The sequence below is a fragment of the Aeromicrobium sp. P2_G6 genome (assembly GCF_056403535.1).
The window spans coordinates 455478-482269 of sequence record NZ_JBFUFH010000002.1; the positions used below are offsets into that span (position 1 = coordinate 455478).

The 26792-nt window shown below is 68.7% G+C and carries 19 protein-coding genes; 9 read left to right on the plus strand and 10 right to left on the minus strand.

Features of this window, described 5'->3' with window-relative positions; translation table 11 throughout:
- The first annotated feature begins 14 nt into the window (after window positions 1-14).
- The gene (locus AC1DVU_RS08795) at window positions 15-560 is read left to right on the plus strand and encodes a YceI family protein (RefSeq protein WP_476922058.1); all 546 of its coding nucleotides are present in this window, start codon (window positions 15-17) and stop codon (window positions 558-560) included.
- Here AC1DVU_RS08795 and AC1DVU_RS08800 read toward each other — a convergent pair.
- Window positions 557-1132 carry a TetR/AcrR family transcriptional regulator gene (locus tag AC1DVU_RS08800; RefSeq protein WP_476922059.1) on the minus strand — a complete coding sequence of 192 codons (576 nt, stop codon included), beginning with the start codon at window positions 1130-1132 and terminating at the stop codon, window positions 557-559. The genes AC1DVU_RS08795 and AC1DVU_RS08800 overlap by 4 nt on opposite strands.
- A gap of 103 nt (window positions 1133-1235) precedes the next feature.
- Between AC1DVU_RS08800 and AC1DVU_RS08805 the strand changes: the two genes are divergently transcribed.
- Genes AC1DVU_RS08805 through AC1DVU_RS08815 form a run of 3 tightly spaced genes read left to right on the plus strand, consistent with a single transcriptional unit; the run spans window position 1236 to window position 4387 of the window.
- Window positions 1236-2381 carry an acyl-CoA dehydrogenase family protein gene (locus AC1DVU_RS08805; protein ID WP_476922060.1) on the plus strand — a complete coding sequence of 382 codons (1146 nt, stop codon included), beginning with the start codon at window positions 1236-1238 and terminating at the stop codon, window positions 2379-2381.
- Window positions 2382-2411: 30 nt separating this feature from the next.
- Window positions 2412-3629 carry an acetyl-CoA C-acetyltransferase gene (locus AC1DVU_RS08810; RefSeq protein WP_476922061.1) on the plus strand — a complete coding sequence of 406 codons (1218 nt, stop codon included), beginning with the start codon at window positions 2412-2414 and terminating at the stop codon, window positions 3627-3629.
- On the plus strand, window positions 3629-4387 hold the full coding sequence (locus AC1DVU_RS08815; RefSeq protein WP_476922062.1) for an SDR family oxidoreductase: 759 nt from the start codon (window positions 3629-3631) through the stop codon (window positions 4385-4387). Before AC1DVU_RS08810 ends, AC1DVU_RS08815 begins: the two co-directional genes overlap by 1 nt.
- 67 nt (window positions 4388-4454) lie before the next feature.
- Here the strand turns inward: AC1DVU_RS08815 and AC1DVU_RS08820 are convergent, their stop codons facing one another.
- Window positions 4455-6059 carry a M4 family metallopeptidase gene (locus AC1DVU_RS08820; RefSeq protein ID WP_476922063.1) on the minus strand — a complete coding sequence of 535 codons (1605 nt, stop codon included), beginning with the start codon at window positions 6057-6059 and terminating at the stop codon, window positions 4455-4457.
- 110 nt (window positions 6060-6169) lie between these two features.
- Window positions 6170-7129, minus strand: coding sequence for a LysR family transcriptional regulator (locus AC1DVU_RS08825; RefSeq protein WP_476922064.1), 960 nt, complete (start codon window positions 7127-7129; stop codon window positions 6170-6172).
- A 191-nt stretch (window positions 7130-7320) separates the two neighbouring features.
- Between AC1DVU_RS08825 and AC1DVU_RS08830 the strand changes: the two genes are divergently transcribed.
- Both AC1DVU_RS08830 and acpS read left to right on the plus strand, forming a co-directional pair.
- Window positions 7321-16317: a fatty acid synthase subunit beta domain-containing protein gene (locus tag AC1DVU_RS08830; RefSeq protein ID WP_476922065.1), complete on the plus strand. Its 8997-nt coding sequence runs from the start codon at window positions 7321-7323 to the stop codon at window positions 16315-16317.
- On the plus strand, window positions 16308-16703 hold the full coding sequence (acpS, locus tag AC1DVU_RS08835) for a holo-ACP synthase AcpS (RefSeq protein WP_476922066.1): 396 nt from the start codon (window positions 16308-16310) through the stop codon (window positions 16701-16703). The genes AC1DVU_RS08830 and acpS overlap by 10 nt, the downstream gene beginning before the upstream one ends.
- Before the next feature lie 130 nt (window positions 16704-16833).
- On the opposite strand, the gene AC1DVU_RS08840 is transcribed toward acpS, so the two are convergent.
- Genes AC1DVU_RS08840 through fabG form a run of 3 tightly spaced genes read right to left on the minus strand, consistent with a single transcriptional unit; the run spans window position 16834 to window position 19250 of the window.
- Entirely contained in the window at window positions 16834-17451 is a 618-nt protein-coding gene (locus AC1DVU_RS08840) for a TetR/AcrR family transcriptional regulator (protein ID WP_476922067.1), read from the minus strand.
- Window positions 17452-17461: 10 nt separating this feature from the next.
- Complete coding sequence (locus tag AC1DVU_RS08845; protein WP_476922068.1) at window positions 17462-18493, minus strand: phosphotransferase family protein; 1032 nt, start codon at window positions 18491-18493, stop codon at window positions 17462-17464.
- A gap of 1 nt (window position 18494) precedes the next feature.
- Window positions 18495-19250 carry a 3-oxoacyl-ACP reductase FabG gene (gene fabG, locus AC1DVU_RS08850; protein WP_476922069.1) on the minus strand — a complete coding sequence of 252 codons (756 nt, stop codon included), beginning with the start codon at window positions 19248-19250 and terminating at the stop codon, window positions 18495-18497.
- A gap of 182 nt (window positions 19251-19432) precedes the next feature.
- On the opposite strand from fabG, the gene AC1DVU_RS08855 reads away from it, so the two are divergent.
- Window positions 19433-20941 (plus strand): acyl-CoA carboxylase subunit beta, encoded by a 1509-nt coding sequence (locus tag AC1DVU_RS08855; protein WP_476922070.1) that lies wholly within the window; start codon window positions 19433-19435, stop codon window positions 20939-20941.
- A complete protein-coding gene (locus tag AC1DVU_RS08860) occupies window positions 20941-21165 on the plus strand; it encodes a biotin/lipoyl-binding carrier protein (protein WP_476922071.1) in 225 nt (74 codons plus the stop codon). Before AC1DVU_RS08855 ends, AC1DVU_RS08860 begins: the two co-directional genes overlap by 1 nt.
- 74 nt (window positions 21166-21239) lie before the next feature.
- On the opposite strand, the gene AC1DVU_RS08865 is transcribed toward AC1DVU_RS08860, so the two are convergent.
- Entirely contained in the window at window positions 21240-21623 is a 384-nt protein-coding gene (locus tag AC1DVU_RS08865) for a globin (protein ID WP_476922072.1), read from the minus strand.
- Window positions 21624-21735: 112 nt separating this feature from the next.
- The gene (locus tag AC1DVU_RS08870) at window positions 21736-22671 is read right to left on the minus strand and encodes a mechanosensitive ion channel family protein (RefSeq protein ID WP_476922073.1); all 936 of its coding nucleotides are present in this window, start codon (window positions 22669-22671) and stop codon (window positions 21736-21738) included.
- A gap of 33 nt (window positions 22672-22704) precedes the next feature.
- Here AC1DVU_RS08870 and AC1DVU_RS08875 point away from each other — a divergent pair, with 33 nt between their 5' ends.
- Window positions 22705-22989 (plus strand): hypothetical protein, encoded by a 285-nt coding sequence (locus AC1DVU_RS08875; RefSeq protein ID WP_476922074.1) that lies wholly within the window; start codon window positions 22705-22707, stop codon window positions 22987-22989.
- 97 nt (window positions 22990-23086) lie between these two features.
- Here the strand turns inward: AC1DVU_RS08875 and AC1DVU_RS08880 are convergent, their stop codons facing one another.
- Together AC1DVU_RS08880 and pepN are read right to left on the minus strand one after the other, a co-directional pair.
- A complete protein-coding gene (locus tag AC1DVU_RS08880) occupies window positions 23087-24046 on the minus strand; it encodes a hypothetical protein (protein WP_476922075.1) in 960 nt (319 codons plus the stop codon).
- Window positions 24047-24225: 179 nt separating this feature from the next.
- Window positions 24226-26745: an aminopeptidase N gene (gene pepN / locus AC1DVU_RS08885; protein WP_476922076.1), complete on the minus strand. Its 2520-nt coding sequence runs from the start codon at window positions 26743-26745 to the stop codon at window positions 24226-24228.
- Window positions 26746-26792: the final 47 nt, after the last annotated feature.

Here is a 26792-nt window from a genome sequence, read left to right on the forward strand (position 1 = left end):
TTCGAGGAGAATTCATGACCACCGCAACTGCAGTCACCACCGGCACCTGGGCGATCGACCCGAGCCACACCGAGATCGGTTTCTCGGTCCGTCACCTCGTCAGCAAGGTCCGCGGCAAGTTCGAGACCTTCGAGGGCACCCTCGTCACGCCTGAGGACCTCACGGCCTCCACGGTCAACGTCACCGTCGACCTCAACTCGATCAACACCGGCTCCGCCGACCGCGACAACCACCTGCGCTCGGCCGACTTCTTCGAGGTCGAGACCCACCCGAAGATGACGTTCGTCTCGACCGGCGTCGTCCAGAAGAGCGACACCGACTTCGTCGTCACCGGCGACCTGACGATCAAGGGCGTCACCAAGCCCGTCGAGCTCGCGACCGAGTTCCTCGGTGAGGGCGGCGACCCGTGGGGCGGCACGCGCGTGGGCATCGAGGCCACCGCCGAGATCAGCCGCAAGGAGTTCGGCATCGACTTCAACATCCCGCTCGAGGGCGGCAAGGTCATGGTCGGCGACAAGATCTCGATCCACATCAACGCCGAGGCCGTTCTCCAGGCCTAAGTGCGGAGCGTCATCCTGACTGCCAGATCGGCATGCAGGCTGGCCAGCTGGTGGCCGGAGCGTGAACCGCCCGGCTCGAACCACCGCACGAGATCGACGCCAAGGGACAGCAGCGAGAACGCCGTCCCGGGAACGTCATCAACATCCAGGACGCCCTGGTCGACACCGTCGGCCAGGGCGTCCTGCATGGTTCGCTCGATGCTGCGCCGATAGGTGGCGACCTCTGCGCGGTGCTCAGCTGTCAGCGCGTGGTACTCGTACTGCACGATCCGCCCGACCCGGCTGTTGTCGGCGTGCCAGAGGCTGAAGTCGTAGACCATGGTCCGCAGGCGCTCGATGGGGTCCGTGCTCGAGGCGGCCGCGGTCGTGATGACATCCAGCGCGCTGCGGTGGCCATCGATGCTGACCGTGAAGAGCAGGGATTCCTTGGAGTCGTGGTGGACGTAGACCGCTGCGGGGCTCATGCCGGCGCGGGACGCGATGTCGCGGGTCGTGGTGCCGGCGAAGCCTTTCTCGGCGAACGCCTCGATGGCGGCGTTGATCAGCCGCTCACGTGCCGTGATGGTCGTCATGTCGAGCCCCCTTTCGGTTGACAGCATGACGGAGTGCTTGCATGCTAAGCAAGCGCTTAGGGCGTGTATCCGTTCCCAGTTTTCTGAACCCGAAGGCAGTGCGTTGCGGCGAACGATCTTTGACAAGGACCACGAGGCATTCCGTGACTCGTGCGCAGCCTTCCTGGCCAAGCATGTGACTCCCAACCTCGAGACCTACCTCGAGGACAAGGCTCTGCCCCGCGAGTTCTGGCTGGCGGCCGGCGCCGAGGGCTTCCTGGGGCTCGAGATCCCCGAGGACTTCGGCGGGGCCGAGGCGGGGGACTTCCGGTTCAACGCCGTCTGGGCCGAGGAGCTCAGCAAGCTCAACGCAGCGCTGGCCTCGTGTGCCGCGATCCACTCCGACATCGCGGTGCCCTACATCGTCGACCTCGGCACCGAGGAGCAGAAGCAGCGTTGGCTCCCGGGCTGCGCGAGCGGCGAGATCGTCACGGCGATCGGCATGACCGAGCCCGGCGGCGGCTCGGACCTGGCCGCACTCAAGACCACCGCGGTTCGCGACGGCGACGAGTGGGTCATCAACGGCTCCAAGACGTTCATCACCAACGGCTACTCGGCCGACCTCGTTCTGACCGCGGTCCGCACCTCCCCGGAGAAGGGCGCCAAGGGCATCACGCTGTTCGGCCTCGAGGCAACCGACGTGGGCTTCAGCCGCGGTCGCAAGCTCGACAAGGTCGGGCAGAGCGAGGCCGACACGTCCGAGCTGTTCTTCGAGAACGTCCGGGTGGGCGACGACCGTGTGCTCGGTGAGGTCGATCGCGGCTTCATCTACATGATGGAGCGCCTGCCGCAGGAGCGGTTGACCTGCTCGGTCTCCAACATCGCCCACGCCAAGCAGATCCTGGCCGAGACGATCCAGTACGCCCACGACCGCGAGGCGTTCAAGCAGCCGATCGGCAGCCTCCAGCACAACAAGTTCCTGCTGGCCGAGCTGGTGACCAAGATCGAGGTGGCCGAGGCGTACGTCGACCAGGCAGTCCTCGCCCACACGAATGGCGAGGCGACCGCGATCGACGCGGCCAAGGCCAAGTGGTGGTCGTCGGAGATCCAGAACGACGTCCTTGACCACTGCGTCCAGCTGCACGGCGGCTACGGCTTCATGAACGAGTACCGGGTGGCCCGCGCGTGGCGCGACGCCCGCGTCAGCAAGATCTGGGCCGGATCCAACGAGATCATGAAAGAGCTCATCGGCCGCGACCTCGGATTCTGAGGCCGGACCACCCATCAGGAAGGCAACGCAATGCCCGAAGCAGTAATCGTCTCAACCGCACGTTCGCCCATCGGCCGAGCCGTCAAGGGATCGCTCAAGGACATGCGTCCCGACGACCTCTCGGTCCTGATGCTCGAGGCGGCGCTGGCCAAGGTCCCCGAGCTCGACCGTCGTGACATCGTCGACCTGCACCTGGGCGTCGGCCAGCCGGCCGGCGAGTCCGGCAACAACCTCGGCCGCATCGTCGCGGTCCAGGCCGGCATGGACCACGTCCCCGGAGTGACCGTCAACCGCTACTGCTCGTCGAGCCTGCAGACCACGCGCATGGCGTTCCACGCCATCAAGGCCGGCGAGGGCGACGTGTTCCTGTCCCTCGGCGTCGAGACCGTCAGCCGGTTCGCCAACGGCATGGCCGACATGGCGGCCGCGCACAACCCGCTCTTCGACGAGGCGGTCAGCCGCACGGACAAGCGCGCGCAGGGTGGTGCCGAGGCGTGGCACGATCCCCGCGAGGACGGCACCCTCCCCGACGCGTACATCGCGATGGGCCAGACCGCCGAGAACGTGCAGCAGCTCATCGGCATGAGCCGCCAGGAGCAGGACGAGTTCGGCGTGCGCAGCCAGAACCTTGCCGAGAAGGCGATCGCGGACGGCTTCTGGGCCAAGGACATCACCCCCGTGACGCTGCCCGACGGCACGGTCGTCAGCACCGACGACGGCCCTCGAGCCGGTGTCACGTACGAATCGGTGTCGCAGCTCAAGCCCGTGTTCCGCCCTGACGGAACGATCACGGCCGGCAACTGCTGCGCGCTCAACGACGGTGCTGCCGCAGTTGTCATCATGAGCGACACCAAGGCCAAGGAGCTGGGCCTCACCCCGCTCGCGCGCATCGTCTCCACCGGCGTGACCGGCCTGTCGCCCGAGATCATGGGCCTCGGCCCGGTCGAGGCGGTCAAGCAGGCCCTGGGCCACGCGGGCATGGGCATCGGTGACATCGACCTGTTCGAGATCAACGAGGCGTTCGCGGTCCAGGCACTCGGGTCGGCGCAGGCGCTGGGCATCGACATCGACAAGCTCAACGTCAACGGTGGCGCCATCGCCATCGGCCACCCGTTCGGCATGACCGGCGCGCGCATCACGAGCACGCTGATCAACTCGCTGCAGCACCACGACAAGCAGTTCGGCGTCGAGACGATGTGTGTCGGCGGCGGCCAGGGCATGGCGATGGTGCTGGAGCGACTGTCCTGATGGCCTCTGGCAGGTTCGACGGCAAGGTCGCGATCGTCACCGGCGCGAGCCGGGGGATCGGCCTCGCCGTCGCGGAGCGCCTCGTCGCCGATGGCGCGCGGGTATGCCTGACGGCTCGCAAGCCCGGCCCGCTGGCGGAGGCGGTCGAGTCCCTCGGGGGCTCCGACAACGCGATCTTCGTCGCGGGTGCGGCCGACGACGCCGACCACCAGGACGAGGCTGTCGCGGCGACGATGGACGCGTTCGGCCGGATCGACTTCCTCGTCAACAACACCGGCATCAACCCGACGTACGGCCGCATGATCGACGTCGACCTCGGTGCTGCGGAGAAGACCTTCCGGGTCAATGTGATCTCCTCGATCGCGTGGGCGCAGAAGGTCTACCGCGCGTGGATGGAAGCCAACGGCGGCGCCATCGTCAACGTCGCGTCGGTCGCCGGTCTCAAGCCGGCGCCCGGCATCGGCGTCTACGGTGCCTCCAAGTCCGGCGTCATCCACGTCACGGAGGAGCTCGCCCTCGAGCTCGGACCGGACATCCGCGTCAACGCGGTCGCCCCTGCGGTCGTCAAGACCAAGTTCGCGACAGCCCTCTTCGAGGGGCGCGAGGACGAGGTCGCGGCGACGTACCCGCTCAAGCGTCTGGGCCTGCCGGAGGACATCGGCTCGGTCGTGGCGTTCCTGCTGTCCGAGGACGCTGCCTGGGTCACCGGCCAGACCATCACGATCGACGGCGGCCTCACGCTCACCGGCGGAGTCTGAAAGATCTTCGAAACGCGGTGCGGCCCATCTCCGGCAAGGAGATGGGCCGCACGTCTGCGTGAGGCAGTCAGTTGACGCTGACCGCCGACCACGCTGCCTTGACCGCAGCGACCTCCGCGCTGCTTGCGCCGTAGAGCGTCGTCGCGGCGGCCACAGTGTCGAGCCGCGCCTTGGCGTACGTCTCGGTGCTGGTCATGCGCTCGGTCAGCGCCTTGTACCAGATCGCCGCCGCCTTGGCCCGGCCGATTCCGGTGACCGTCGAGCCGTTGCACGTCGGGCTGTTGCCGTACGTGCTCTGGCCGCTGCCGTTCGCGAGCAGGAAGAAGAAGTGGTTGCCCACTCCGGAGGAGTAGTGCGGATCCGAGCGCGGCACCGCGGTGCTCCAGCAGGCGTACGACGCCCCGTCGCGACGCGGATCGTCCATGTAACGCAGCGGTGTCCCGTCGCCGTTGATGTCGATCTCCTCGCCGATCAGGAAGTCCGGCGTGTCGTTGGGGTTGTTGGCGTAGAACTCGACCATCGTCCCGAAGATGTCGCTGGTCGCCTCGTTGAGGCCGCCGGCATCACCCGAGTAGCCGAGGTTGGCCGAGTTCTCGGTGACGCCGTGCGACATCTCGTGGCCCGCGACATCGAGCTCGACCAGGGGTGCCTGGTTGCCGGCCCCGTCGCCGTACGTCATCTGGCTGCCGTCCCAGTAGGCGTTGACGTAGCCGTTGCCGGCGTGAACCCGTGAAGGGACGCCGACGCCGTTGTTGAAGATGCCCTGCCGGCCGAAGCTCGACTTGTAGTAGTCGAACGTCTTGGCAGCGCCGTAGTGCGCGTCGACACCGGCCGAGGCGCGGTCGCTCACGCTGAAGTTGCCCCACACGTTGTCGGAGTCGGCGAACGTCGAGCACGTGCCGGAGGTCCGGTTCCTGAGGTCGCACGTGCGCCCGTTGCCGTGCGTCGCGTCCACCATCGTGTAGCTGCTGCCGCTGCCCGTCGTGCTGATGGAGACGGTGCCGACGAAGATGCCGCGGCCCGTTCCAGCCGCAGCGATGCCGGGCTTGGTTGCGGACGGCCGCTGGCTGGTCTTCGTGCCGACCTTGATCGGCGTCAGGATCGTCTCGTCGGCGCTGCGGACCTTGCCGGTGTTGGCGTCGGTCACGACGACCTGCCGGCTCGGGGTCTGGCCGTCGGCCTGGACGCCGGTCACGGTCGAGCGCCAGGCGAGGACCGGCTTGCCCTGGCGCGCGTCGACGACGAGCTTCGGCGAGCCGGATTTGGTGACGCTCCGTCCCGAGAACTCGTCTCGGGCCCGGTCGGCGGCAGTGGCTGACGAGACCTTGGGCGTCGTGCTCACGCTGACCGGCGCAGTCTGGGCGACGGACACGCTCTGGGCGTTGTCGGCGGCGTCGAGATGGACGACGAGGTCACCGCCGAGGACGGGGAGACCGGCGTACGTACGGTTGAACCGCACGTGAGCTGCTCCGTTGGTCGAGTCGATCGTGTCGACGAGCTGGTAGGCGTCCTTCGACGTGCCCTCCACCTTGCCGGGATGCTCCTGGATGTACTCCTTGGCCGCGGCAGCGGGATCGCCACTGCTGTTGGTTGCTGCGCTCAGCGAGGGCGATGCGACGCCCAGCCCGGCCACGAGGAGGGTTGCTCCTCCGATGGCAAAGACTTGTTTCATGAGTTGTCCTCTCGGTTGACGTAGGCGTGACGCTAGTCACATCGAGAGGCGTTGGGTCATGCCATCTGGGCATGCCATCAATGGGCAGAGTGGCATGCCATCGGCGCAGGTCAGGTCCGTGGACGCGCCGTCGCAAGTGGTCCGTGACGCTCGACCCACGACCGGTAGACCGGCTGCCGCTCGAGTGTCTCGGTCAGCACGTCTGCGGTGAACCGGGCGAGCTTGTCGAGGTGTTCGGCGAACGGGTTGGCGCGCTCGGTGAGGAGAAGACGCCGGACCTGCATGGGTGTCCCGGCGAGTGGCTTGAGGACCATGCCGGAGTCGCGGTTGGTGGGGGTGCTGAGGGCGATCGCCTCGCCCGCCCGGATCAGCTCGACGCTGAGGCCGTCGCTGAGGTAGTGGCCGATCTTGGGGGTGAACCCGGCATCCCAGCAGATCCGGGTCATGCAGTCAGCCTCGCGGTCGACGTCGAGCGGCGACAGCAACCAGGTCTCGTCCGCCAGGTCGGCGAGCTCGAGCTCGCCGCGGTCGGCAAGGGGGTGGTCGGCCGACATCAGCACGAATCCCGGCTCGCAGCCGACCGGGCGTACGAGCAGGCGTGGGTCGAGCGGGATCTCGTTGCCGACGTACTCATGGATCACCGCGAAGTCGATGCGGTGCGAGCCGAGCAGGTCGAGGAGGCCGTCGATGCGGGTCTCGCTCTCGGTCACGATCTCGGTGCTCGGCAGGGTTGCGCGCAAGCCGCGGATCAGGCCGACGAGCGCGTTGCCGAAGCGCACACCGATCCGGACCTGCGCCGGTGCGGTGCGTAGGCTCGAGGCGTCAGTCTGCAGGGTGTCGAGCACCGAGAGGACCGCGGTCGCCCGGCCCACGACGAGCCTGCCGAGTGGCGTCTGCTCAACTCCGGCGTGCGAGCGCTGGAACAGGGGGCCACCGAGGTTGTCCTCGATGCGCCGGAGCTGCCGGGTCAGGGCCGGCTGCGTCGTGCCCAATGCGGATGCCGCCCGCGTGATGCTGCCTTCGTCCGCCACTGCCTTGACCATCCGCAGATGGCGCGTCTCGATCTCCATGCTTTCCCCCTCGGCACAGCCTAGTGGCGCGATGCGGGGAATGCGCGGGTCGACAGGGGAGGAGATGTGAGCCAGATCTCCGAAGAAACATGAGGAAACCCTCGCATAAAACTTGAGGAACCCCTCATGTTTTGCGATGATGGTGGGACCGCCCGTCGATCCAGCGACGGCAGTACCCCGAGGGATACCACGTGACGACCATTGACACCCCGCTTGCCACGATCCAGCCGACCGAGCGCCGCGGCGCCCTGGTCGATCGCATCTCATCCGGCACCCCGTACGCCATTGCGTTCGGTGGCCAGGGTGCTCCGTGGCTCGAGCCGCTCGCCGGTCTGATCCGCGACTTCGCGCTCGAGTCCGAGCTCGAGACGCTGGTGTCGCAGGCCGAGGAGCGCCTGGCGCCGGTCGCCGCCGAGCTCGCCCGCGTCGGCGTGACGTTCACGCCGCTCGAGTGGGCCGATGTCATCGCCGTCGGTGAGTCCGCAGAGGACGACGACGCACCTGAACTGCCGAGCTCCGCGGTGCTGGATACACCCGGAGCCTCGGTACCTGGCATCCTCCTCACGCAGCTGGCCGGCCTCCGCGCGCTGCAGCGTCAGGGCGTCGACACCCAGCTCGTCGCACCTGCCGCGGTCATCGGTCACTCGCAGGGCGACCTTGCGACCCAGTCCCTCGCCGGCGTCGACGACGTCGAGCTGCTCGCCCTCGCCCGCCTGATGGGCGCTGCGTCGCAGCTCGTGGGCCGTCGCCGTGGCCTCCTGGGCTCCACGATGCTCAGCGTCTCCAACGTCGTGCCCGAGCGCATCGACGCGATCCTGGCCGAGCTCCCGGCGTCGCTGCGGGTCGTCTCCCGCCTGCGCAACGGGCGCCGTGGCGTCGTGCTGTCCGGCCCGGCCGACAGCCTTCGCGTCGTCGAGGCCCGCCTGGAGGAGGTCGCCGCCGCCGAGAAGTCCGACCGCGAGCGCAAGGTCACGGGTGGCTCGCCGTTCGCCCCCGTCCTCGAGCCGCTGCCGGCCCAGCTGGCGTTCCACCACCCCGACCTCGCCGAGGCCGCCGATCTGGTGGCCACGTGGGCCGAGGCCTGCGGCTTCGACGCAGCTCGCGCTCGTACGCTCACGATGCGCTCGATCGTCGACCCCGTCGACTGGGTCGAGTCGCTCGAGTCGGCGCTCGACGCCGGTGCCACCTGGATCCTCGACCTCGGACCCTCCGACATCGCCGCCCGCCTCTCGGCGCGCGAGCTGCGCAGCCGCGGAGCCGGCGTCATCGCGACGACGACCCGCCGCGGCCACCGCGAGCTGACCGCCGCCGGTGCCGCCCCGCGCCTGGCAACGCCGTGGTCTGCGTACGCGCCGAGCGTCGTGACGCTGCCCGACGGCTCCCTGCACGTCGAGACCCGCTTCACCCGCCTCACCGGCAAGTCGCCGATCCTGCTGGCCGGCATGACGCCGACGACCGTTGACGCCAAGATCGTCGCGGCCGCAGCCAACGCCGGCTTCTGGTCCGAGCTGGCCGGTGGTGGCCAGGTCACCGAGGAGATCTTCGCCGACCGCGTCGCCGAGCTCGACAAGCTGCTGCTGCCCGGTCGGACGTACCAGTTCAACTCGCTGTTCCTCGACCCCTACCTCTGGAAGCTCCAGCTCGGCCAGAAGCGCCTGGTGCAGCGTCACCGCGCCGCCGGTGCCGCGATCGACGCCGTCGTCGTGACGGCCGGCATCCCCGAGCTCGACGAGGCCGTCGAGCTCGTCGAGGAGCTCCGCGCCGCCGAGATCACGCACGTCGTGTTCAAGCCCGGCACGGTCAAGCAGATCCGCCAGGTGCTCGCGATCGCCAAGGCCGTCGCGCCGACGCCGATCATCGTCCAGATCGAGGGCGGCCGCGCTGGCGGCCACCACTCGTGGGAGGACCTCGACGACCTGCTGCTCGCAACGTACGGCGAGCTCCGTGCGCTCGACAACGTCGTCGTCGCCGTCGGTGGCGGCATCGGCACGCCGGAGGTCGCCTCCGCGTACCTCACCGGCGAGTGGGCCCGTCGCCACGGCTTCCCCGTCATGCCGCTCGACGGCATCCTGGTCGGCACCGCCGCGATGGCCACGCTCGAGGCCACGACGGCCCCCGAGGTCAAGCAGCTCCTGGTCGACACCCGCGGCACCGGCACCTGGGTCGGCGCGGGCAGCGCCAAGGGTGGCATGGCCTCCGGTCGCAGCCAGCTCGGCGCCGACATCCACGAGATCGACAACACCGCATCGCGCACGGGCCGCCTGCTCGACGAGGTGGCCGGTGACGCCAAGGCCGTCGCCGCGCGTCGTGACGAGATCATCGAGGCGCTCAACCGCACCGCCAAGCCCTACTTCGGCGACGTCGAGACCATGACGTACGCCCAGTGGCTGCGCCGCTACCTCGAGCTGTCCGGAACGCCCGAGTGGCTCGACGTCACGATCCGCGACCGCTTCCACGCGATGCTGCAGCGCGCCGAGGCCCGCCTCAACGCTGCTGATCGCGGCACGATCCCCACGCTCTTCGCCGACGCTTCCCTCGTCGACGACGGTGCCGCGGCCATCGCCACGCTCCTCGAGACGTACCCCAACGCCGAGGGCGTCGTCCTTCACCCTGCGGACGTGCTGTTCTTCGTTGACCAGTGCAAGACGCCCGGCAAGCCGGTCAACTTCGTGCCCGTGCTCGACCAGGACGTACGTCGCTGGTGGCGCTCGGACTCGCTGTGGCAGGCGCACGACCCGCGCTACTCCGCCGACGAGGTCTGCGTCATCCCCGGCACGGTCTCCGTCGCCGGCATCGACCGCGTCGACGAGCCCGTCGCCGCGCTGCTGCGCCGCTTCGAGGACGCCACGATCGACGGGCTGCTCGCCTCCGGTCGCGCCGCCCAGCGCGTCTCCGGCCGTCGCCGCGTCGAGGAGGCCGGAGACGTCCTCTCGCTCGTCCTGGCCGCTCCTGACCTGGTGTGGGCCGGTCGCACGGTCCGCAACCCCGTCCACCGTCTCGGTGCCGAGTGGGTCATCGTCGACCCGCAGCGCGCTGAGCACCCCGAGACGGGAGCCGCGCTCGTCGCGATCGACGGTCGCACCGCCGAGCTTCAGGTGCCGCTCGCGCGTCCGCTCACGCTGCGCATCCAGGTCGATGACGCCGTGCTCGCCGGCGCCGCCCCGGTCGTGTCGACCGAGGTCGCCGCGTCCGCGATGTCCTCGCTCGTCGCCGGTGCTGCCGGCGGCGACGTCCCGCCCGTGACGAACGGCCGCGCGACGGTCAACGTCGCCTGGGATCCCGACCTGATCGCCGACCACGCAGGTGTCACCGGCGCGCACACCCCGGTCCACCCGGTTCCCGACGTGCTCGTCGGCCTGGCCTGGCCGTCGGTGTTCGCGGTGCTCGGTGAGGCCACGACCCGCGACGGCATCCCTGTCATCGAGGGCATGCTCGACCTGGTCCACCTCGACCACGCGATCGCGCTGACCGGCACCCTGCCTGTCGCGCCGTCCGACCTGACGATCTCCTCGGTCGTCGAGTCGATCGAGGACACCGGCTTCGGCCGTGTCGTCGCAGTCGACGTCACCGTGTCCTCCGCTGCAGGCGAGGTCGCGACGCTGCGTGAGCGCTTCGCGATCCGCGGGCGTACCGGCGCCGGCGAGCTCGCCGACCCGGCTCGCGCCGGTGGAGCAATCGGGGCCGACGTCAAGGACACGCCGCGCAAGTCGCGCGGTGCCGCGACGCTGACCGCGCCGACCGACCTCCGGGGCTTCGCCGCTGTCACGGGCGACCACAACCCGATCCACACCAGCGTCGCCGCTGCTCGCCTTGCCGGTCTCGGCGCGCCGATCGTGCACGGCATGTGGGTCTCCGCCGCCGCACAGCAGGTGCTCTCCGGCCGCCGCATCACGGGCTGGACCACGCGCTTCCTCGCACCCGTCCGCCCCGGCGTCACGGTCGACGTCAAGGCCGACCGCATCGGCCTCGACAACGGCGCTGAGCTCGTCGACATCACGTGCCGCGCCGAGGGCGAGGTCGTCATGTCGGCGACCGCCCGCCTTGAGGCACCTCGCACGGCGTACGCCTTCCCGGGCCAGGGCATCCAGCACCAGGGCATGGGCATGGCGGCGTACCAGCGCTCCAAGGCCGCGCGGGAGATCTGGGACCGCGCCGACGCTCACACGCGCAAGGCACTCGGCTTCTCGATCCTCACGGTCGTCCGCGACAACCCGACGGTTCTCGTGACCGACGGTGTGACGCACAAGCACCCCGACGGCGTGCTCTTCCTGACCCAGTTCACCCAGGTCGCCATGGCGGTGCTCGGCGCCGCACAGATGGCTGAGCTGCGTGAGTCTGGCGCGTTCGTCGAGGGCTCGATCCTCGCGGGCCACTCGGTCGGCGAGTACAACGCGCTCGCCGCCGTCTCGGGCGTCATCCCGCTCGAGGCCGTCGTCGAGGTCGTGTTCCAGCGCGGTTCGGTCATGCACACGCTCGTGCCCCGCGACGCCGAGGGCCGCAGCAACTACCGCCTCGCCGCGATCCGCCCCGCGCAGATCGGGCTCAACGACGACAACGTGACGGCATACGTCGACCGCATCGCCGAGGAGTCCGGCGAGTTCCTGCAGATCGTCAACTACAACCTGCGCGACTCGCAGTACGCGATCGCCGGCACGGTGCGTGGCCTCGAGGTCCTCGAGGAGGACATCACCCGCCGCCGCGAGGAGTTCGGCGGCAAGGCTGCCTACATCCTGGTGCCCGGCATCGACGTGCCCTTCCACTCCACGGTGCTGCGCGACGGCGTCCCGGACTTCCGTGACCGCCTCACGGAGCTGCTCCCGGCGACGATCGATCCCGCGATCCTCGCGGGCCGGTACGTCCCCAACCTCGTGCCCAAGCCGTTCTCACTCGACCGGGCGTTCCTGCAGGAGATCGCCGATCTCGTGCCGTCCGAGCCGCTCAACGCGGTGCTTGCCGACTTCGCGACCTGGTCGGCCAAGCCCGGCGAGCTGTGCCGCGTCGTGCTGATCGAGCTGCTCGCGTGGCAGTTCGCCAGCCCGGTCCGTTGGATCGAGACCCAGGACCTGTTCTTCGGCGACCTCGGCGTCGAGCGCTTCATCGAGATCGGCGTCGGCCAGGCCCCCACGGTGGCCAACCTCGCGTCGTCGACGCTCAAGCTCCCGGGCCGCTTCGGCGGACCCGTCGAGGTGCTCAACTTCGAGCGCGACAGCGCCGCGGTCTTCGCGACCGACGAAGAGGTTGTCATCGAGGAAGACGAGGACGTGGCTCCGGCCGAGACCTCGGCCGCCGACACCTCGGCTCCTGCTGCGGCCCCCGCCGCTGCGCCGGCCACGTCGAGCGGTCCGCGCCCGGCCGACCTGACGTTCGACGCTGCCGACGCCACCACGGTGCTCATCGCCTGGTGGACCAAGATGCGCCTCGACCAGATCGGCGCCGCCGACACGATCGAGTCGCTGTGCGACGGTGCGTCCTCGCGCCGCAACCAGCTGCTCGTCGACCTCGGTGGCGAGCTCGGGCTCGGCGCGATCGACGGGGCCGCCGACGCGGACCTGCCGACGCTGTCCGGCCAGGTCAAGGGCCTGGCCCGCGGCTACAAGCCGTTCGGCCCGGTGCTGACCGAAGCCCTCGGCGATCACCTCAAGAAGGTCTTCGGTCCGACCGGCAAGCGCCAGTCGGCCGTCGCCGAGCGGGTTGCCGACGTATGGCAGCTCGGACCGGGCTGGGCGAGTCACGCACTCGTCGAGCTCGCGCTCTCGAGCCGTGAGGGCACGAGCGTCCGCGGCGGTGAGTACGGCTCGCTGAGCGGTCTCGCCTCCGGCTCGGACGTCGACGCCGCGATCGACGCCAGCGTGCAGGCCGTTGGCGCACGCCACGGCATCAGCGTCGACCTCCCGTCCACCGGTGGGGGAGAGGGCGCCACGATCGACGCGGCCGCCCTCGGCGAGTTCACCGCCCAGATCACCGGTCCTGACGGCGTCCTCGCATCGTCGGCCCGTCTGGTCCTCGACCAGCTGGGACTCAATGACGTACCGGCTGTCGTCGAGACCGACGAGGACGAGGCCGAGATCCTGGCCCGTGTCGAGACCGAGCTCGGCAGCGACTGGGCCAAGCTCACCGCTCCGGCGTTCGACCCGCTCAAGGCCGTCGTCCTGGACGACCGCTGGGCCAGCGCCCGTGAGGACCTCGCCCGCATCGCCGCAGGTGAGACCGTCGAGGCGAGCTTCGTCGGCGCCGGCACGGTCGTCGCGGCGCAGGCTCGCTGGCACGCGGATCACTCCGACCCGCGACTGTCCGAGCGCTTCACGCAGATCGCCGCGGACGCCCTGAGCCCCACGGACCAGACCTGGTCCGGCGAGCTCGCGGTCGTGACCGGTGCAAGCCAGGGATCCATCGCCGCCGGTGTCACCGGCAAGCTGCTCGCAGGTGGTGCCACGGTCGTCGCGACGACGTCGGGCCTCGACCCGAAGCGACTCGCGTTCTACAAGGAGCTCTACCGCACGCACGCCGTTGCCGGAGCCGCCCTGTGGATCGTCCCGGCCAACATGGCGTCGTACGCCGACGTCGACGCGCTGACGAGCTGGATCGCGAGCGAGCAGACGCAGACGCGTGCAGGTGTCACCACGGTGGCCAAGCCGGCCATGACGCCGACGCTGCTGTTCCCGTTCGCTGCTGGCCGGGTCGCCGGTGACCTCACCGACGCCGGTAGCCGCACCGAGATCGACATGCGCATCCTGCTGTGGTCCGTCGAGCGCCTGATCGGGCAGCTGTCGGCCAACATCCAGGACCGCGACCTCACGTCGACCCTGCACGTCGTGCTCCCGGGCTCGCCCAACCGCGGCATGTTCGGTGGCGACGGTGGATACGGCGAGGCCAAGTCGGCGCTCGACGCCATCGTGACCCGCTGGTCCGCAGAGCGTACGTGGGCTGACCGCGTCACGCTGAGCCACGCCATCATCGGCTGGGTGCGTGGCACCGGGCTCATGGGCGGCAACGACCCGCTGGTCGAGGCCATCGAGGCTCGCGGCGTCCGCACGTGGTCGCCGGCAGAGATGGCTGAGGCCCTCCTCGAGACCGCGACGCGCGAGGCACGCGCTGCCGCGCGCATCGAGCCGCTCACGGTCGACCTCACGGGTGGCCTGGCGGGCATCAAGCTCGACATGAAGGCCCTCGCCGAGGGTGTCGAGCGTCCGGCGGTCGTCGAGGAGGACGAGGGCGCGACAATCGCCGCTCTCGCTGCCTCACCGGCACAGCTCGACCGGGTCGAGCAGCTCGACTGGGCTCCCGTCAACGCCAAGCCCGAGGACCTCGTGGTCATCGTGGGTGCCGGCGAGCTCGGCCCCTACGGCTCCTCCCGTACGCGCTTCGAGATGGAGGTGTCCGACGAGCTGTCGGCCGCCGGCGTCCTCGAGCTGGCCTGGACGACAGGCCTCGTGAGCTGGGACGAGCAGGGTGGCGGCTGGTTCGACACCGCGACGCAGGAGAAGGTCGACGAGGCCGATCTCGTGGAGCGCTACGAGGAGGCGGTCCGCGAGGCGGTCGGCATCCGACGCTACGTCGACGAGGGCAACATGGTCGACAACTCGGCGCCGCTGCTGACCTCGGTGTTCCTCGACAAGGACCTGTCGTTCACGGTCTCCAACGAGGCCGAGGCCCAGGCCCTCCGCGACGCGGACCCCGAGCGTACGGTCATCTCCGCGACGGCCGATGGCGACTGGACCGTGACCCGCAAGGCCGGCACCGAGATCCGCGTGCCGCGCCGCATGGCGCTGACCCGCACGGTCGGCGGCCAGATCCCGACGGGCTTCGACCCCACGGTGTGGGGCGTGCCGGCCGAGATGGTCGACTCGATCGACCGCGTGGCGCTGTGGAACCTGATCTGCACGGTCGACGCGTTCCTCTCGAGCGGGTTCAACCCGTCCGAGCTGATGCGCTGGGTCCACCCGGCGCTCGTCGCCAACACGCAGGGCACCGGCATGGGCGGCATGCAGTCGATGCAGTCGCTCTACCTCGACACCCTGCTGGGCGAGAGCAAGCCGAACGACATCCTGCAGGAGGCGCTGCCCAACGTCATCGCCGCGCACGTCGTGCAGTCGTACGTCGGCTCGTACGGCGCGATGGTCCACCCCGTCGCCGCCTGCGCCACCACGGCCGTCTCGGTCGAGGAGGGCGTCGACAAGATCCGCCTCGGGAAGGCCGAGTTCGTGGTCTCCGGCGGGTTCGACGACCTGAGCGTCGAGGGCATCGTGGGCTTCGCCGACATGTCCGCGACCGCCGACTCGGCCGCGATGCGTGCCAAGGGGCTCGAGGACCGCTACTTCAGCCGGGCCAACGACCGCCGCTACGGCGGGTTCGTGGAGTCACAGGGCGGCGGCACGATCCTGCTGGCCCGCGGTGACCTCGCGTTGCGCATGGGCCTCCCGGTCCTCGGCGTGGTGGCTTACGCCGGCTCGTTCGCCGACGGCGTGCACACGTCGATCCCGGCTCCGGGCATGGGCGCACTCGCAGCGGGTCTCGGCGGTCGTGAGTCCGCGCTGGCCAAGTCGCTGAGCACCCTCGGCCTCACCGCCGACGACATCGGCGTGCTGTCCAAGCACGACACGTCGACCGGCGTCAACGAGCGCAACGAGTCCGAGCTGCACGAGCGGCTCGCCGCGGCCATCGGTCGCAGCGACGGCAACCCGCTCTACGTCATCTCGCAGAAGAGCATCACGGGCCACACGAAGGGTGGCGCCGCGGCGTTCCAGATCGTCGGGCTCTGCCAGGTCCTGTCGGGCGGCGTCATCCCGCCGAACCGCAGCCTCGACTGCGTCATGGACGACCTTGCCGAGCACGAGCACCTCGTGTGGCTGCGCAAGCCGCTCGAGACGGGGCAGCTCAAGGCGGGCATCCTGACGAGCCTCGGCTTCGGTCACGTCGCGGGCCTGATCGCGATTGCACACCCCCAGGCATTCCTTGCGACCTTGAGCGGTGAAGAGCGCGACTCGTACGCCGCCCGTGCGGAAGCACGGCTCATCGAGGGTCGGATGCGTCTCGTCAGGGCAATGTACGGCGGGCCCTCGCTGTACGAACGCCCTGCCGATCGGCGCCTCGGCAGTGAGGGAGTGCGGACTCGGGAGGCTGGAATGCTCCTGGATCCGCAAGCACGGCTGGGTGAGGACGACGTCTACTTCGGAGCGTCGTGCCAGTGACGATTGTCGGTGTCGGTGTTGATCTGGTCCACGTACCTACGTTCGCGGACCAGCTGGAACAACCCGGAACCACGTTCGCCACGGCTTTCCTGCCCGGTGAGCGAAGTGACGTGCGGAGTCGTCCCTCCGACGCCGCGCGTCACTTCGCCGTGCGCTGGGCCGCCAAGGAGGCGGTCATCAAGGCCTGGTCGGCGTCGCTCTACGGCGAGGCGCCGGTCATGGACGAGCACGTGCACCACCTCATCGAGGTCGTCGCCGACGCGTGGGGTCGCCCCCGTATACGCCTGCACGGCGAGGTGGCGAAGCGGCTCGACGGCCACACCCTCGAGGTGTCGCTGAGCCACGACGGCGACTACGCCATCGCGTACGTCGTCCTGTCCCGCTGAGCGCGTGGGGGCACCTCCCGTGAGCGCCAGCGAGCGGGGGATTACCAGGAGAACGTGGTAAACCGCCACTTCACCGGGCAGATTCACCCGGAGAAGTGTCGGCTTGCCCGGAGAAGTCGGGGCCGAACGCTCAGGCGTGCTCGGCGCTCAGCAGATATGCCGTGACGAGCCGCTTGAGCTCGATGATCGACTCGGCGTGCTCCTGGCCGTCGCGGATCGAGAAGTTCAGCATCGAGTAGACGACGTGCACCAGCACCTCGGCCATGATCGTGCGGCGCTCGCGCGGCGTGCCGGGGGTCAGCGGCGCCAGGGCCCGGGAGACCTCGGCGGCGAGCTCACGTTCGGTCACCGCGGCGGTCGCCCGCGTCGCCGGCGTCGACTGCACCGCGAGCCACACGGCGCGGCGTGAGGGATCGTTGACCCACAACGCCGCCATGTGGTCGATGATGCGGTTGAGGAACTTGAGCCAGTCGAGCGTCGGGATCTCCTGCGCGAAGCTCGCGAGCTCCTGGCGTACGGCGACCGCGTCGACCCGGTCGAGCTCGCACACGATGACGTACTTGTTCTGGAAGAACTGGTAGAGCGTGCCGATCGGCAGACCCGCCCGGTGCGCAACCTCTTCGCAGGTGAACGACTCGAAGCCGACGTCGAGCAGGAGCTCGCGCGACACCTGCAGCAGGTGGTCGAACTTCTTGTGGCTACGCTCCTGCGTCGGGCGGCGCCGGGGTTCGAGGATCTCGGCCGTCACGGGCGCAACCCTATCTTGAAGCGGCGCGCCCCGCGTCGATCAGTGGAACGATCATGTCGCCGATCCCGTCGAAGCCCGCCCCCACGGTCTGCCCGTGGGAATGGCGGTAGTGGATGCCCTCGAGGATCACCGCGAGCTTGAAGAACGCCAGCGCCAGGTGAAAGCCGATGTCGCCGACGTCGCGGCCGGACTGCTCGGCGTACCGCGTGAGCACCTCGTCGCGACTGAGGTAGCCGGGAGCCAGCGGCGCGTCGGTGATCAACGCAGCGCCGTCACGCGACGGGGGAGCGACCTCGGCGAGCTGTTGGTACGCCAGCAGGACCGCGACGTCGGTCAGCGGATCACCGAGCGTGCTCATCTCCCAGTCGAGCACCGCGGTGACCTGGTCGTCAGTGTCGACGAGCAGGTTGTCGAGCCGGAAGTCGCCGTGCACGATCGTCGCGTCGTCACTGGCGGGGACGTTCGACTCGAGGTGCTCGACGAGCTCGTCCATGCCGGGCAGCTCGCGGCTGGTAGACGCCTCGAGCTGCTTCTTCCAGCGCGCGACCTGGCGCCCCAGGTAGCCGTCCGGCCGCCCGAAGTCACCGAGGCCCACTGCCGCGTAGTCGACGGTGTGGAGCGCCGCGAGGGTGTCCACCATGCGCTCGCTGATGGCGCGCGTGCGCTCCGGACCGAGCGGCTCGAGCTGCCCCGCGCGCCCGTACGGCGTACCGGCGACCTTCTCCATCACGTAGAACGGCGCACCGATGACCTCGGTGTCCTCGCAATGGGCGATCATCTGCGGCACGGGCACGTTCGTCGGTGCCAGCGCGGCCATGACGCGATATTCGCGCCTCATGTCGTGCGCTGTGGCGAGGACGTGGCCCAAGGGCGGGCGGCGTACGACGTAGTCACGCGAGCCTGCGCTCAGCGTGTAGGTCAGGTTGGACTTGCCGCCCGTGATGAGGCTCGCCGAGAGCGGCCCCGTCACCAGCTCGGGGCGCTCGCGCTCCAGCCAGTCCTGCAGCGCAGCCAGGTCGAGGCCCTTGGGGTCGTCAGTCATGTCAGTCCCGGGGCCCGCCGGCGACGTAGATGACCTGGCCCGACACGAAGCCGGCGCCTTCGCTGACCAGGAAGGAGACCGTGTGCGCGATGTCCTCGGGCTGGCCGACGCGGGCGACCGGGATCTGCTCGGCGTTGAACTTGATGAAGTCGTCGAACGGCACCTTCATGCGCTCGRCCGTCGCCGCGGTCATGTCGGTCTGGATGAAGCCCGGCGCGATCGCGTTGGCGGTGACGCCGAACTTGCCGAGCTCGATCGCCAGCGTCTTGGTGAAGCCCTGCATGCCGGCCTTGGCGGCGGAGTAGTTGGCCTGGCCACGGTTGCCGAGCGCCGACGTGCTCGAGAGGTTGACGATGCGGCCGAAGCTGGCCTCGGTCATGTGCTTCTGGGCGGCCTTCGTCATCAGGAACGCGCCACGCAGGTGCACGTTCATGACGGCGTCCCAGTCGTCGACGGTCATCTTGAACAGCATGTTGTCGCGGATGATGCCGGCGTTGTTGATCAGCACGGTGGGGGCGCCGAGCTCGCTCGTGATGCGCTCGAACGCGGCCGCGACCTGCTCCTCGTTGCTGACGTCGGCGCCCACGGCGAGGGCCTTGCCCCCGGCTTCCGTGATCGCGTCGACGGTGCCGGCGCACGATGCCTCGTCGAGGTCGACCACGGCGACCTGGAAGCCATCGGCGGCGAGTCGCTGCGAGACGGCGGCGCCGATGCCTCGTGCGGCTCCGGTGACGATCGCGGTACGGGTTTCGGTCACGACATGCTCCTTCGACGGTGCGCCTAAGCGCTTGCTTAGTTGATTCCTCCCGCACGCTATCGCACGACGCTCGCGTGTGCGAGATCGTGTGCGAGATCACCTCCGAAATTGCTGCTGCTGAAGGCGAGGAAAACCTCATGTTTGTGTATAGTTGAGGAAAACCTCATGTTTTAGGAGACCTTGTGACGCAGCTCGACACCCCCTCGGTGGTTTCAGCGCCCGATCAGGCCGATCACCGCACGACGCTCACGCAGCGCCGACAGGATCGGTTCGCCCGGGTCGAACCCAAGGGCAAGCGCGTCTTCACGGCGCGCGAGCGTGCCGAGATGCTCGTCGACGATGGCTCCTTCGTCGAGATGACGCCGTTGCGCACGGCGGGCGGAGGCGCCGGAAGCGGCGTCGTCGCCGGGTTTGGTACGACCGACGGTCACGCGGTTGTCGTCGTCTCGCACGACGCAGCGGTGGCTTCGGGAGCGATCGGCGCCGTCATGGCCGAGGCGATCATGAAGGCCCAGCGATTCGCGATCGACAAGGGCTATCCGATCGTCTACATCAACGACTCGGGCGGAGCGCGGATCCACGACGGCATCTTCGCCCTGCACGGCTGTGGCGGCATCTTCGCCAACAACATCGAGGCGCAGCAGCGGATCCCGCAGATCTCACTGATCATCGGGCCGTGCGCGGGTGCGGCGGCATACTCACCGGCCCTGACCGACTGGACCATCATGGTCAAGGAGCAGGGCCAGATGTTCCTGACCGGCCCCGAGATCGTCAAGGCCGCGACGGGCGAGGACGCCACCGCCGAAGAAATCGGCGGATCGGCTCTGCACACCAAGGTCAGCGGGGTCGCGCACCTCGAGGTCGACAGCGAGGAAGAGGCGTTCCACGCGACACGCCTGCTCCTGTCGTTCCTGCCGACGCACAAGGGCGGCCCGCAGAAGCGGCACAGCTCGGTGCCGGCCAACCCCGGTGCGGTCGAGCGGCTTCCCGGCCTCGTGCCTGAGAAGTCGAGCGTCGTCTTCGACATGAACGCCCTGCTCGACGGTGTGCTCGACAACGGTGCTCGCCTCGAGCTCATGCCGACACACGCGCCGAGCATCTTGACGCTGTTCGGCCGCCTCGACGGTCACGCGGTCGGCATCCTGGCCAACCAGCCCAACGCTCGCGGCGGCATCCTCGACGCCAAGGCCTCGGTCAAGGCCGCCCGCTTCGTCGAGTTCTGCGGTCGCTTCGACCTCCCGGTCCTGACGTTCGTCGACGTGCCCGGCTTCCTGCCCGGCACGGTCGAGGAGGGACGCGGCGTCATCACGCATGGCGCCAAGCTCCTCAAGGCGTATGTCGAGACCAAGTCGCCCAAGCTGACCGTCGTGGTCCGCAAGGCGTACGGAGGCGCCTACATCGCGATGGGCTCGGCCTCGCTCGGTGCCGACGTCAACTGGGCGTGGTCAGGCTCGGAGATCGCGGTCATGGGCCCGGGTGGAGCGGTGGCGCTGCTGCACCGCCGCGCCCTCAAGGCGGCGGAGGAGCCGGCCAAGCTGCGCGACGAGCTTGCCGCGGTCTACCGCGAAGAGGTCGCGCGTCCCTACATCGCGGCCGAAGCCGGTATCGTCGACGACGTGATCCTGCCTGAGGAAACCCGCGACCGCATGGCTGCGGCCCTGCGCATGCTGACGCACGAGTCTTCGCTCTGATGTACGCAGCGCGCGCCGAGATCGTTGCCAATGTCTGGAAGATCGTTGCCCGCGAGGGTGACCAGGTCGGTGCCGGCGACGTGCTGGCCGTCCTGGAGAGCATGAAGATGGAGATTCCGGTCTACGCCGAGGCGTCCGGCTTCGTCAGCAAGGTCCTCGTCGAGGTCGGGCAGATCGTCCAGGAGGGCGACCCGCTCATCGAGATCGACGAGAGTCACGCCTGACCTCCGCTTCGCTCAGAGCGCGGTGTTGACCATGCGGTGTTGTCGCTTCATGGCCCAACACCGCATCGCTTCGCTCAGAGCGCGGTGTTGACCATGAAGTTCGCGGCGTGCTGGACGTACGCCCAGAACTGGGCGTCAAGTTCGGGGGAGAGCTTCGCCCGGTCGAGGCCTTCGCGGAAGTGCACGAGCCAGCGGTCACGGGCCTCGGGGGTCACGGCGAACGGTGCGTGGCGCATGCGCAGCCGGGGGTGTCCCCGTTGGTCGGAGTACGTCGTGGGTCCGCCCCAGTACTGCTCGAGGAACATCGTGAAGCGGTGTGCCGCGGGTCCGAGGTCCTCCTCGGGGTAGAGCGGCCGCAGCACCTCGTCGGTGGCGACGCCCTCGTAGAACGTGTCGACGATGAGCTTGATCGTGTCGTGCCCGCCGATGGCGTCGTAGAACGTCTGGGTCTCGGTCACGTCGTTGTCTCCCACAAGAACCCACGATACGGAGACAACGACGTGATCCCTGCATCGAGCTTCACGCCCCCTACTCGCAGAGCTCGTGGGGGGACCCCCAGCTGGCGCTCGTTCACGGGGTGGGGTCCTCGTCGGTGAGAGTCGTGGTGGAAACGGGGAACGTCGTCGGCATGCGGATCCCGGCACGGTCGAACTCGGCCTTGATGCGTTGGCGCATGGCGCGAGCGACGAGCCACTGCTGTGCCGGTGCGGTCTTGAGCACGACCCGCACCACCACGCCGTCCTTGTCGAAGCGCTCGACCCCCCACACCTCGGGCTGCTCGATGATGACGTCGTGGAACCGCGGGTCCTCGTAAGTCGTTGTCGCGACCACCTGGAGGATGTCCTGCACCCGGTCCAGGTCCGTGTCGTACGAAACCGTGACGTCGAGGACCGTGCGTGCCCAGTTCTGGCTCTGGTTCCCGACGCGGAGTATCTCGCCGTTGCGGACGTACCAGACCGTGCCGTTGACGTCCCGGAGCCGGGTGACCCTCAGGCCGACCGCCTCGACGGTCCCGCTTGCCTCGCCGAGATCGACCGTGTCGCCGACGCCGTACTGGTCCTCGAGGATCATGAAGATCCCTGACAGGAAGTCCTTGACGAGGTTCTGGGCGCCGAACCCGAACGCGATGCCGAGGATGCCGGCGCTGGCGATGATCGGCGCGATGTCGGTGCCGAGCTGGGACAGCACCATCACGACGACAACGGCCAGGATCATGCCCGTCGCGACGCTCTTGAGCAGCGATCCCATCGTCTGGGCTCGCTGCTCCCGCCGCTGGTGGCTGCCTTGCTTGAGCCCGTCCAGAAACTCGCCGGCCCTGGAGTTGGCGATGACCCCGGGGACAGCGCCCTTGCTCGCGCGGGAGACGAGCCGATCGATCGATCTGCAGACGAACCACCGGAAGATCAGTCCTGAGACGATGATCAGGAGGATCGAGAGCGGCGCGGCGACGAACCAGTCGTACGCCTTGCCTGCGGGCAGGTCCCAGTTCACGTCGAGGGGTGGCATTCCTCCAGCCTACGGGTGGATACGATGGGGCCCATGAGGACTCCCGCCCGCCTGTTCGGACTTGCGCTTTCCTTCGTCGTCGTGTTCTTCGGCGGTGCGACTGCGGCCTTCGCCGCCGAGCCTGCCAGTCCCGCCTGGCCCGACGGCAAGGACCGTAGCGATCTCTGGCTGCTGGTCGTCTTCGGTGGCGGCACGGCCGGCCTGTTCGTCATCATCACGCTGTTTGCGCTGCTGACGGCCCGCAACAACTACGTCCCTCCGGCGCCCGGCAACGAGATCCACGTTCGCACGGACACCTCCGTCACCCCCCACCACTGACCCACCGCTCGCCGGGGACACTCCCCGCTGGGAGTGACGAGTTGCAGGCTCGCTTGGGCGTGTCGCCTGCAAGTTGTCACGCTCAGTGGAGTCCGCGTCAGTCCCAGCGTCTGCCGGGGTCCCAACGCCACCACCAGTCGGGTTTCTCGAGCGTCCAGGATCGTTCGGTCTGACGAGTCGCGTCGAGGTATGCCCGACGTATGCGTCCGACGGTCTTCCATCGATCCCGGTCCCTGTGGTCGAGTGCAGTGACGCGGCACACGACGGCTTTCGCGCGTTCGAATCGCTCCTCCCGCCGATTGTCGTCCGTATGATGCTCGGCCTCTCGATGGTGGGAACCGTCGGACTCGATGACGAGTCCCGTCGCAGGATCGATGAGGTCTGCGATCCCCAGGAGCTCGCCGGCGAGGTCGAAGACCGGGGCGTTCGGCAACAGGCCGTGGATGTCGGCGTCGAGTTCGGCCAGAAGGCGCGTGCGAGACTCCCACGGACTTGCGGATCGATCGGTGGCAAGGGTCAGCGCGTTCCTGACGCGGACGATCCCGCGCGTCTTGTGGTGTCTTTCGACGAGTCGGTGGAGATTCGCGAGTGTCGTACGGGCTTGGGGCACAAGTCTGGACACGCCCATGTCGATGATGACAACGGCTTCGCGAACATCACGTGCCTCCAGCGCTTGGTCGTACACAGCGCGCGCCAGCGTGGTGACCGGCACGTTCTCGAACATCAACGTCTCGTCCGCGAGGATCGACCGGCGAGTCGCGCGAATGCCGTCCCGGTGACGATGCTGTCCTCGCTCGGGGGTTGCCAACGTGACCGGCAACTTCTGGCCGTACCGGTCCAGTCCGTCGAGCATCATGTTGCCTTGCCACCGAGCGGAAGCCCATCCGGTGAGGAAGCTGCCGGCTGACAGGATCGGAATGACATGGCGCACACGATCAAGCGGGTCGTCAGGGTCCAGGTGGTCGGGGGCCACGACGCCGTAGTGCGGATGAGCCCATGGGCTCTGGGTGAGGTTCCACCGCGTGTGCTCGAGCTGAAGGGCATCGCGACGCGTCATGGGTCGAAGGTCAGACATCCAGCAAAGATGATGCCAACGCCCAAGCTGGAGAACCCTTGCGTGAGCCCCTTGTGTACGACCGTCACTCGTCCACAGCCATTCCCCACCGTGAGCGTGACGAGTTGCAGGTGACACGCCCATACGGGCCTGCAACTCGTCACTCCCAGCGGGGAGGTGGGCTAGAAGGCGGCTTGGGCCTTCAGGGCGCGGGCGAGGTCGTCACGGCCTTCGGAGACGTAGCGCTTCGCCGCCGGGTTGGCGGTCGTCGACGAGAGCCACGCATCGACCTTGTCGAGCGTCGCCTGCGAGGGGTTCGCCGACGGGAACAGGTAGATCAGCGCGACCTGCCCGATCCACACGCCCATGTCGTCGATGATCGTGGCGGCCATCTCGAGGTAGCGGTCGACGTACGGCTCGAGCACCTCGGCCTGGCCCGCGACCTGGAACGCGAGAGCCGCCTGGCGACGCGTCTCGTTGGGCGTCGACGGGTCGACCGCGGCGATCTGCCACGCCTCGGCCTTGGCCTCGGCGAGCGGCCGGATCGTCCGAGCCGCGACGGCGTTCTCCTGGCCGGAGATCGTGTTGTCCCGCTCGAGCTCCGCGGCGATCTCAGCCTCGTCGGCCGCGCCGATCCGTGCCAGCGCGGTGACGATCGTCCAGCGCAGGTCCGTGTCGACCGACAGTCCCTCGAGCGCCCCGTCGAGGAGCTCGCGCAGCCGCTCGGGCCCGGACGCGGCTGAGGCGTACGCGCGTACGAGGGCGAGCTGGTGGTCGCTGCCCGGTTCGGCAGCCTCCATCAGCGCGCGTACGCCGGACTCCCACCGCTCCTTGAGCTCGGGACGAGCGGCGTCGGACGTGAACAGGTTGATCGCGCTGAGGCCCTGCCGGAGGAGTGAGCCGACCGCGGTGAGGTCGGTCTCCGAGCCGACGCCGGCGAGCACCAGCGTGACGAAGTCCGACGAGGACAGCTCGGCGTCGCGGGTCATGTCCCACGCCGATCCCCAGCAAAGCGCCCGGGGGAGCGACTCCTCGAATGTCGCGATGCTCTCGATCAGCGTCGCGAACGAGCGCTCGTCGAGACGGATCTTGGCGTAGGTCAGGTCGTCGTCGTTGAGCAGGATGAGGTCGGGCTGCTTGGAGTCGATCAGCTCGGTGATCTGCGTCGACGCGCCGCGGATGTCGGTCTCCACGCGCTCCGTGCGCACGAGCTTGCCCTCGACCTGGTCGTACAGGCCGATCGCGATGCGGTGGCGGCGCAACGTCGGGTAGGCGTCGATCGCGGTCTGCTCGACGGAGAACGACGTGAAGTAGCCGTTCTCGTCCGTCTCGAACTCCGCATGCAGCGTGTTGACGCCCGACGTCTGCAGCCACTCCTCGGCCCACGCGTGCAGCTCGCGCCCCGACGCCTCCTCGAGCTCGGCGAGCAGGTCATTGAGCACGGTGTTGCCGTAGGCGTACTTGCCGAAGTACGCCCGCAGGCCCGCGAAGAAGTCCTTCTCGCCGACCCACGCGACGAGCTGCTTGAGCGCGGAGGCGCCCTTGGCGTACGTGATGCCGTCGAAGTTGGCCTCGACCGCGCGCAGGTCATAGTTGTCCGCCGCGATGGGGTGCGTCGAGGGCAGCTGGTCCTGGCGGTAGGCCCAGTTCTTGCGGGCGTTGGTGAAGCTCGTCCACGAGTCCGTGAATCGGGTCGCGTTGGTCGCCGAGTGCGACGCGGCGAACTCCGCGAACGACTCGTTGAGCCACAGGTCGTCCCACCACTTCATCGTGACGAGGTCGCCGAACCACATGTGCGCCATCTCGTGCAGGATCGTGTTGGCGCGCTGCTCGTATGCTGCGACGGTCTGCCGGCTGCGGAAGATCATCTCGTCGCGGAACGTCACGGCGCCGGCGTTCTCCATCGCGCCCATGTTGTACTCCGGCACGAACAGCTGGTCGTACTTGCCGAAGGGGTACGCCATCTCGAAGGCGCCCTCGAAGAACTCGAAGCCCTGCTTCGTGACCAGGAAGATGTCGTCCGCGTCGAGGTGCTCCACGACCGACTGGCGGCAGAAGATGCCGAGCGGGATCTCGTCGTACGCTCCGCGGTAGGAGTCGGTCACGGAGACGTACTCGCCAGCGATCAGCGCGGTGATGTAGGTCGACATGCGCTTGGTCGGCTCGAAGTGCCAGGTCGCCGTGCCCTCGCCGGCTGGGACAGGCTCGGGCGTGGGGGAGTTGGACACGACGGCCCACTCCGACGGCGCCGTGACGTGGAACGTGAACACGGCCTTGAGGTCGGGCTGCTCGAACGTCGCGAACACGCGGCGCGCGTCGGGCACCTCGAACTGCGTGTAGAGGTAGACGCGTTGGTCGACGGGGTCGACGAAGCGGTGCAGGCCCTCGCCGGAGCGCGAGTAGGCGCACGTGGCGTCGACGACGAGCTCGTTGCTCTCGGCCAGCCCGGTGAGGGCGATGCGGTTGTCGATGTATGCCGAGGGGTCGACCGGAGCGCCGTTGAGCGTGATCGAGGAGATCTCGGCGTCGACGAGGTCAACGAAGGTCGCGGCCCCAGGGGTCGCGCCGAACCGGATCGTGGTGATCGACCCGAAGCGGGTGTCGGAGTCGAGGGTGAGGTCGAGCTGCACGTCATACGTCTCTGTGGAAACGATCGAGGCGCGCTCGCTGGCTTCTTCGCGGGTGAGATTGGTACCAGGCATGTTCGTCATGCTTTCACGCGACCGTTCCACGGACGAAGCGGGTTGAG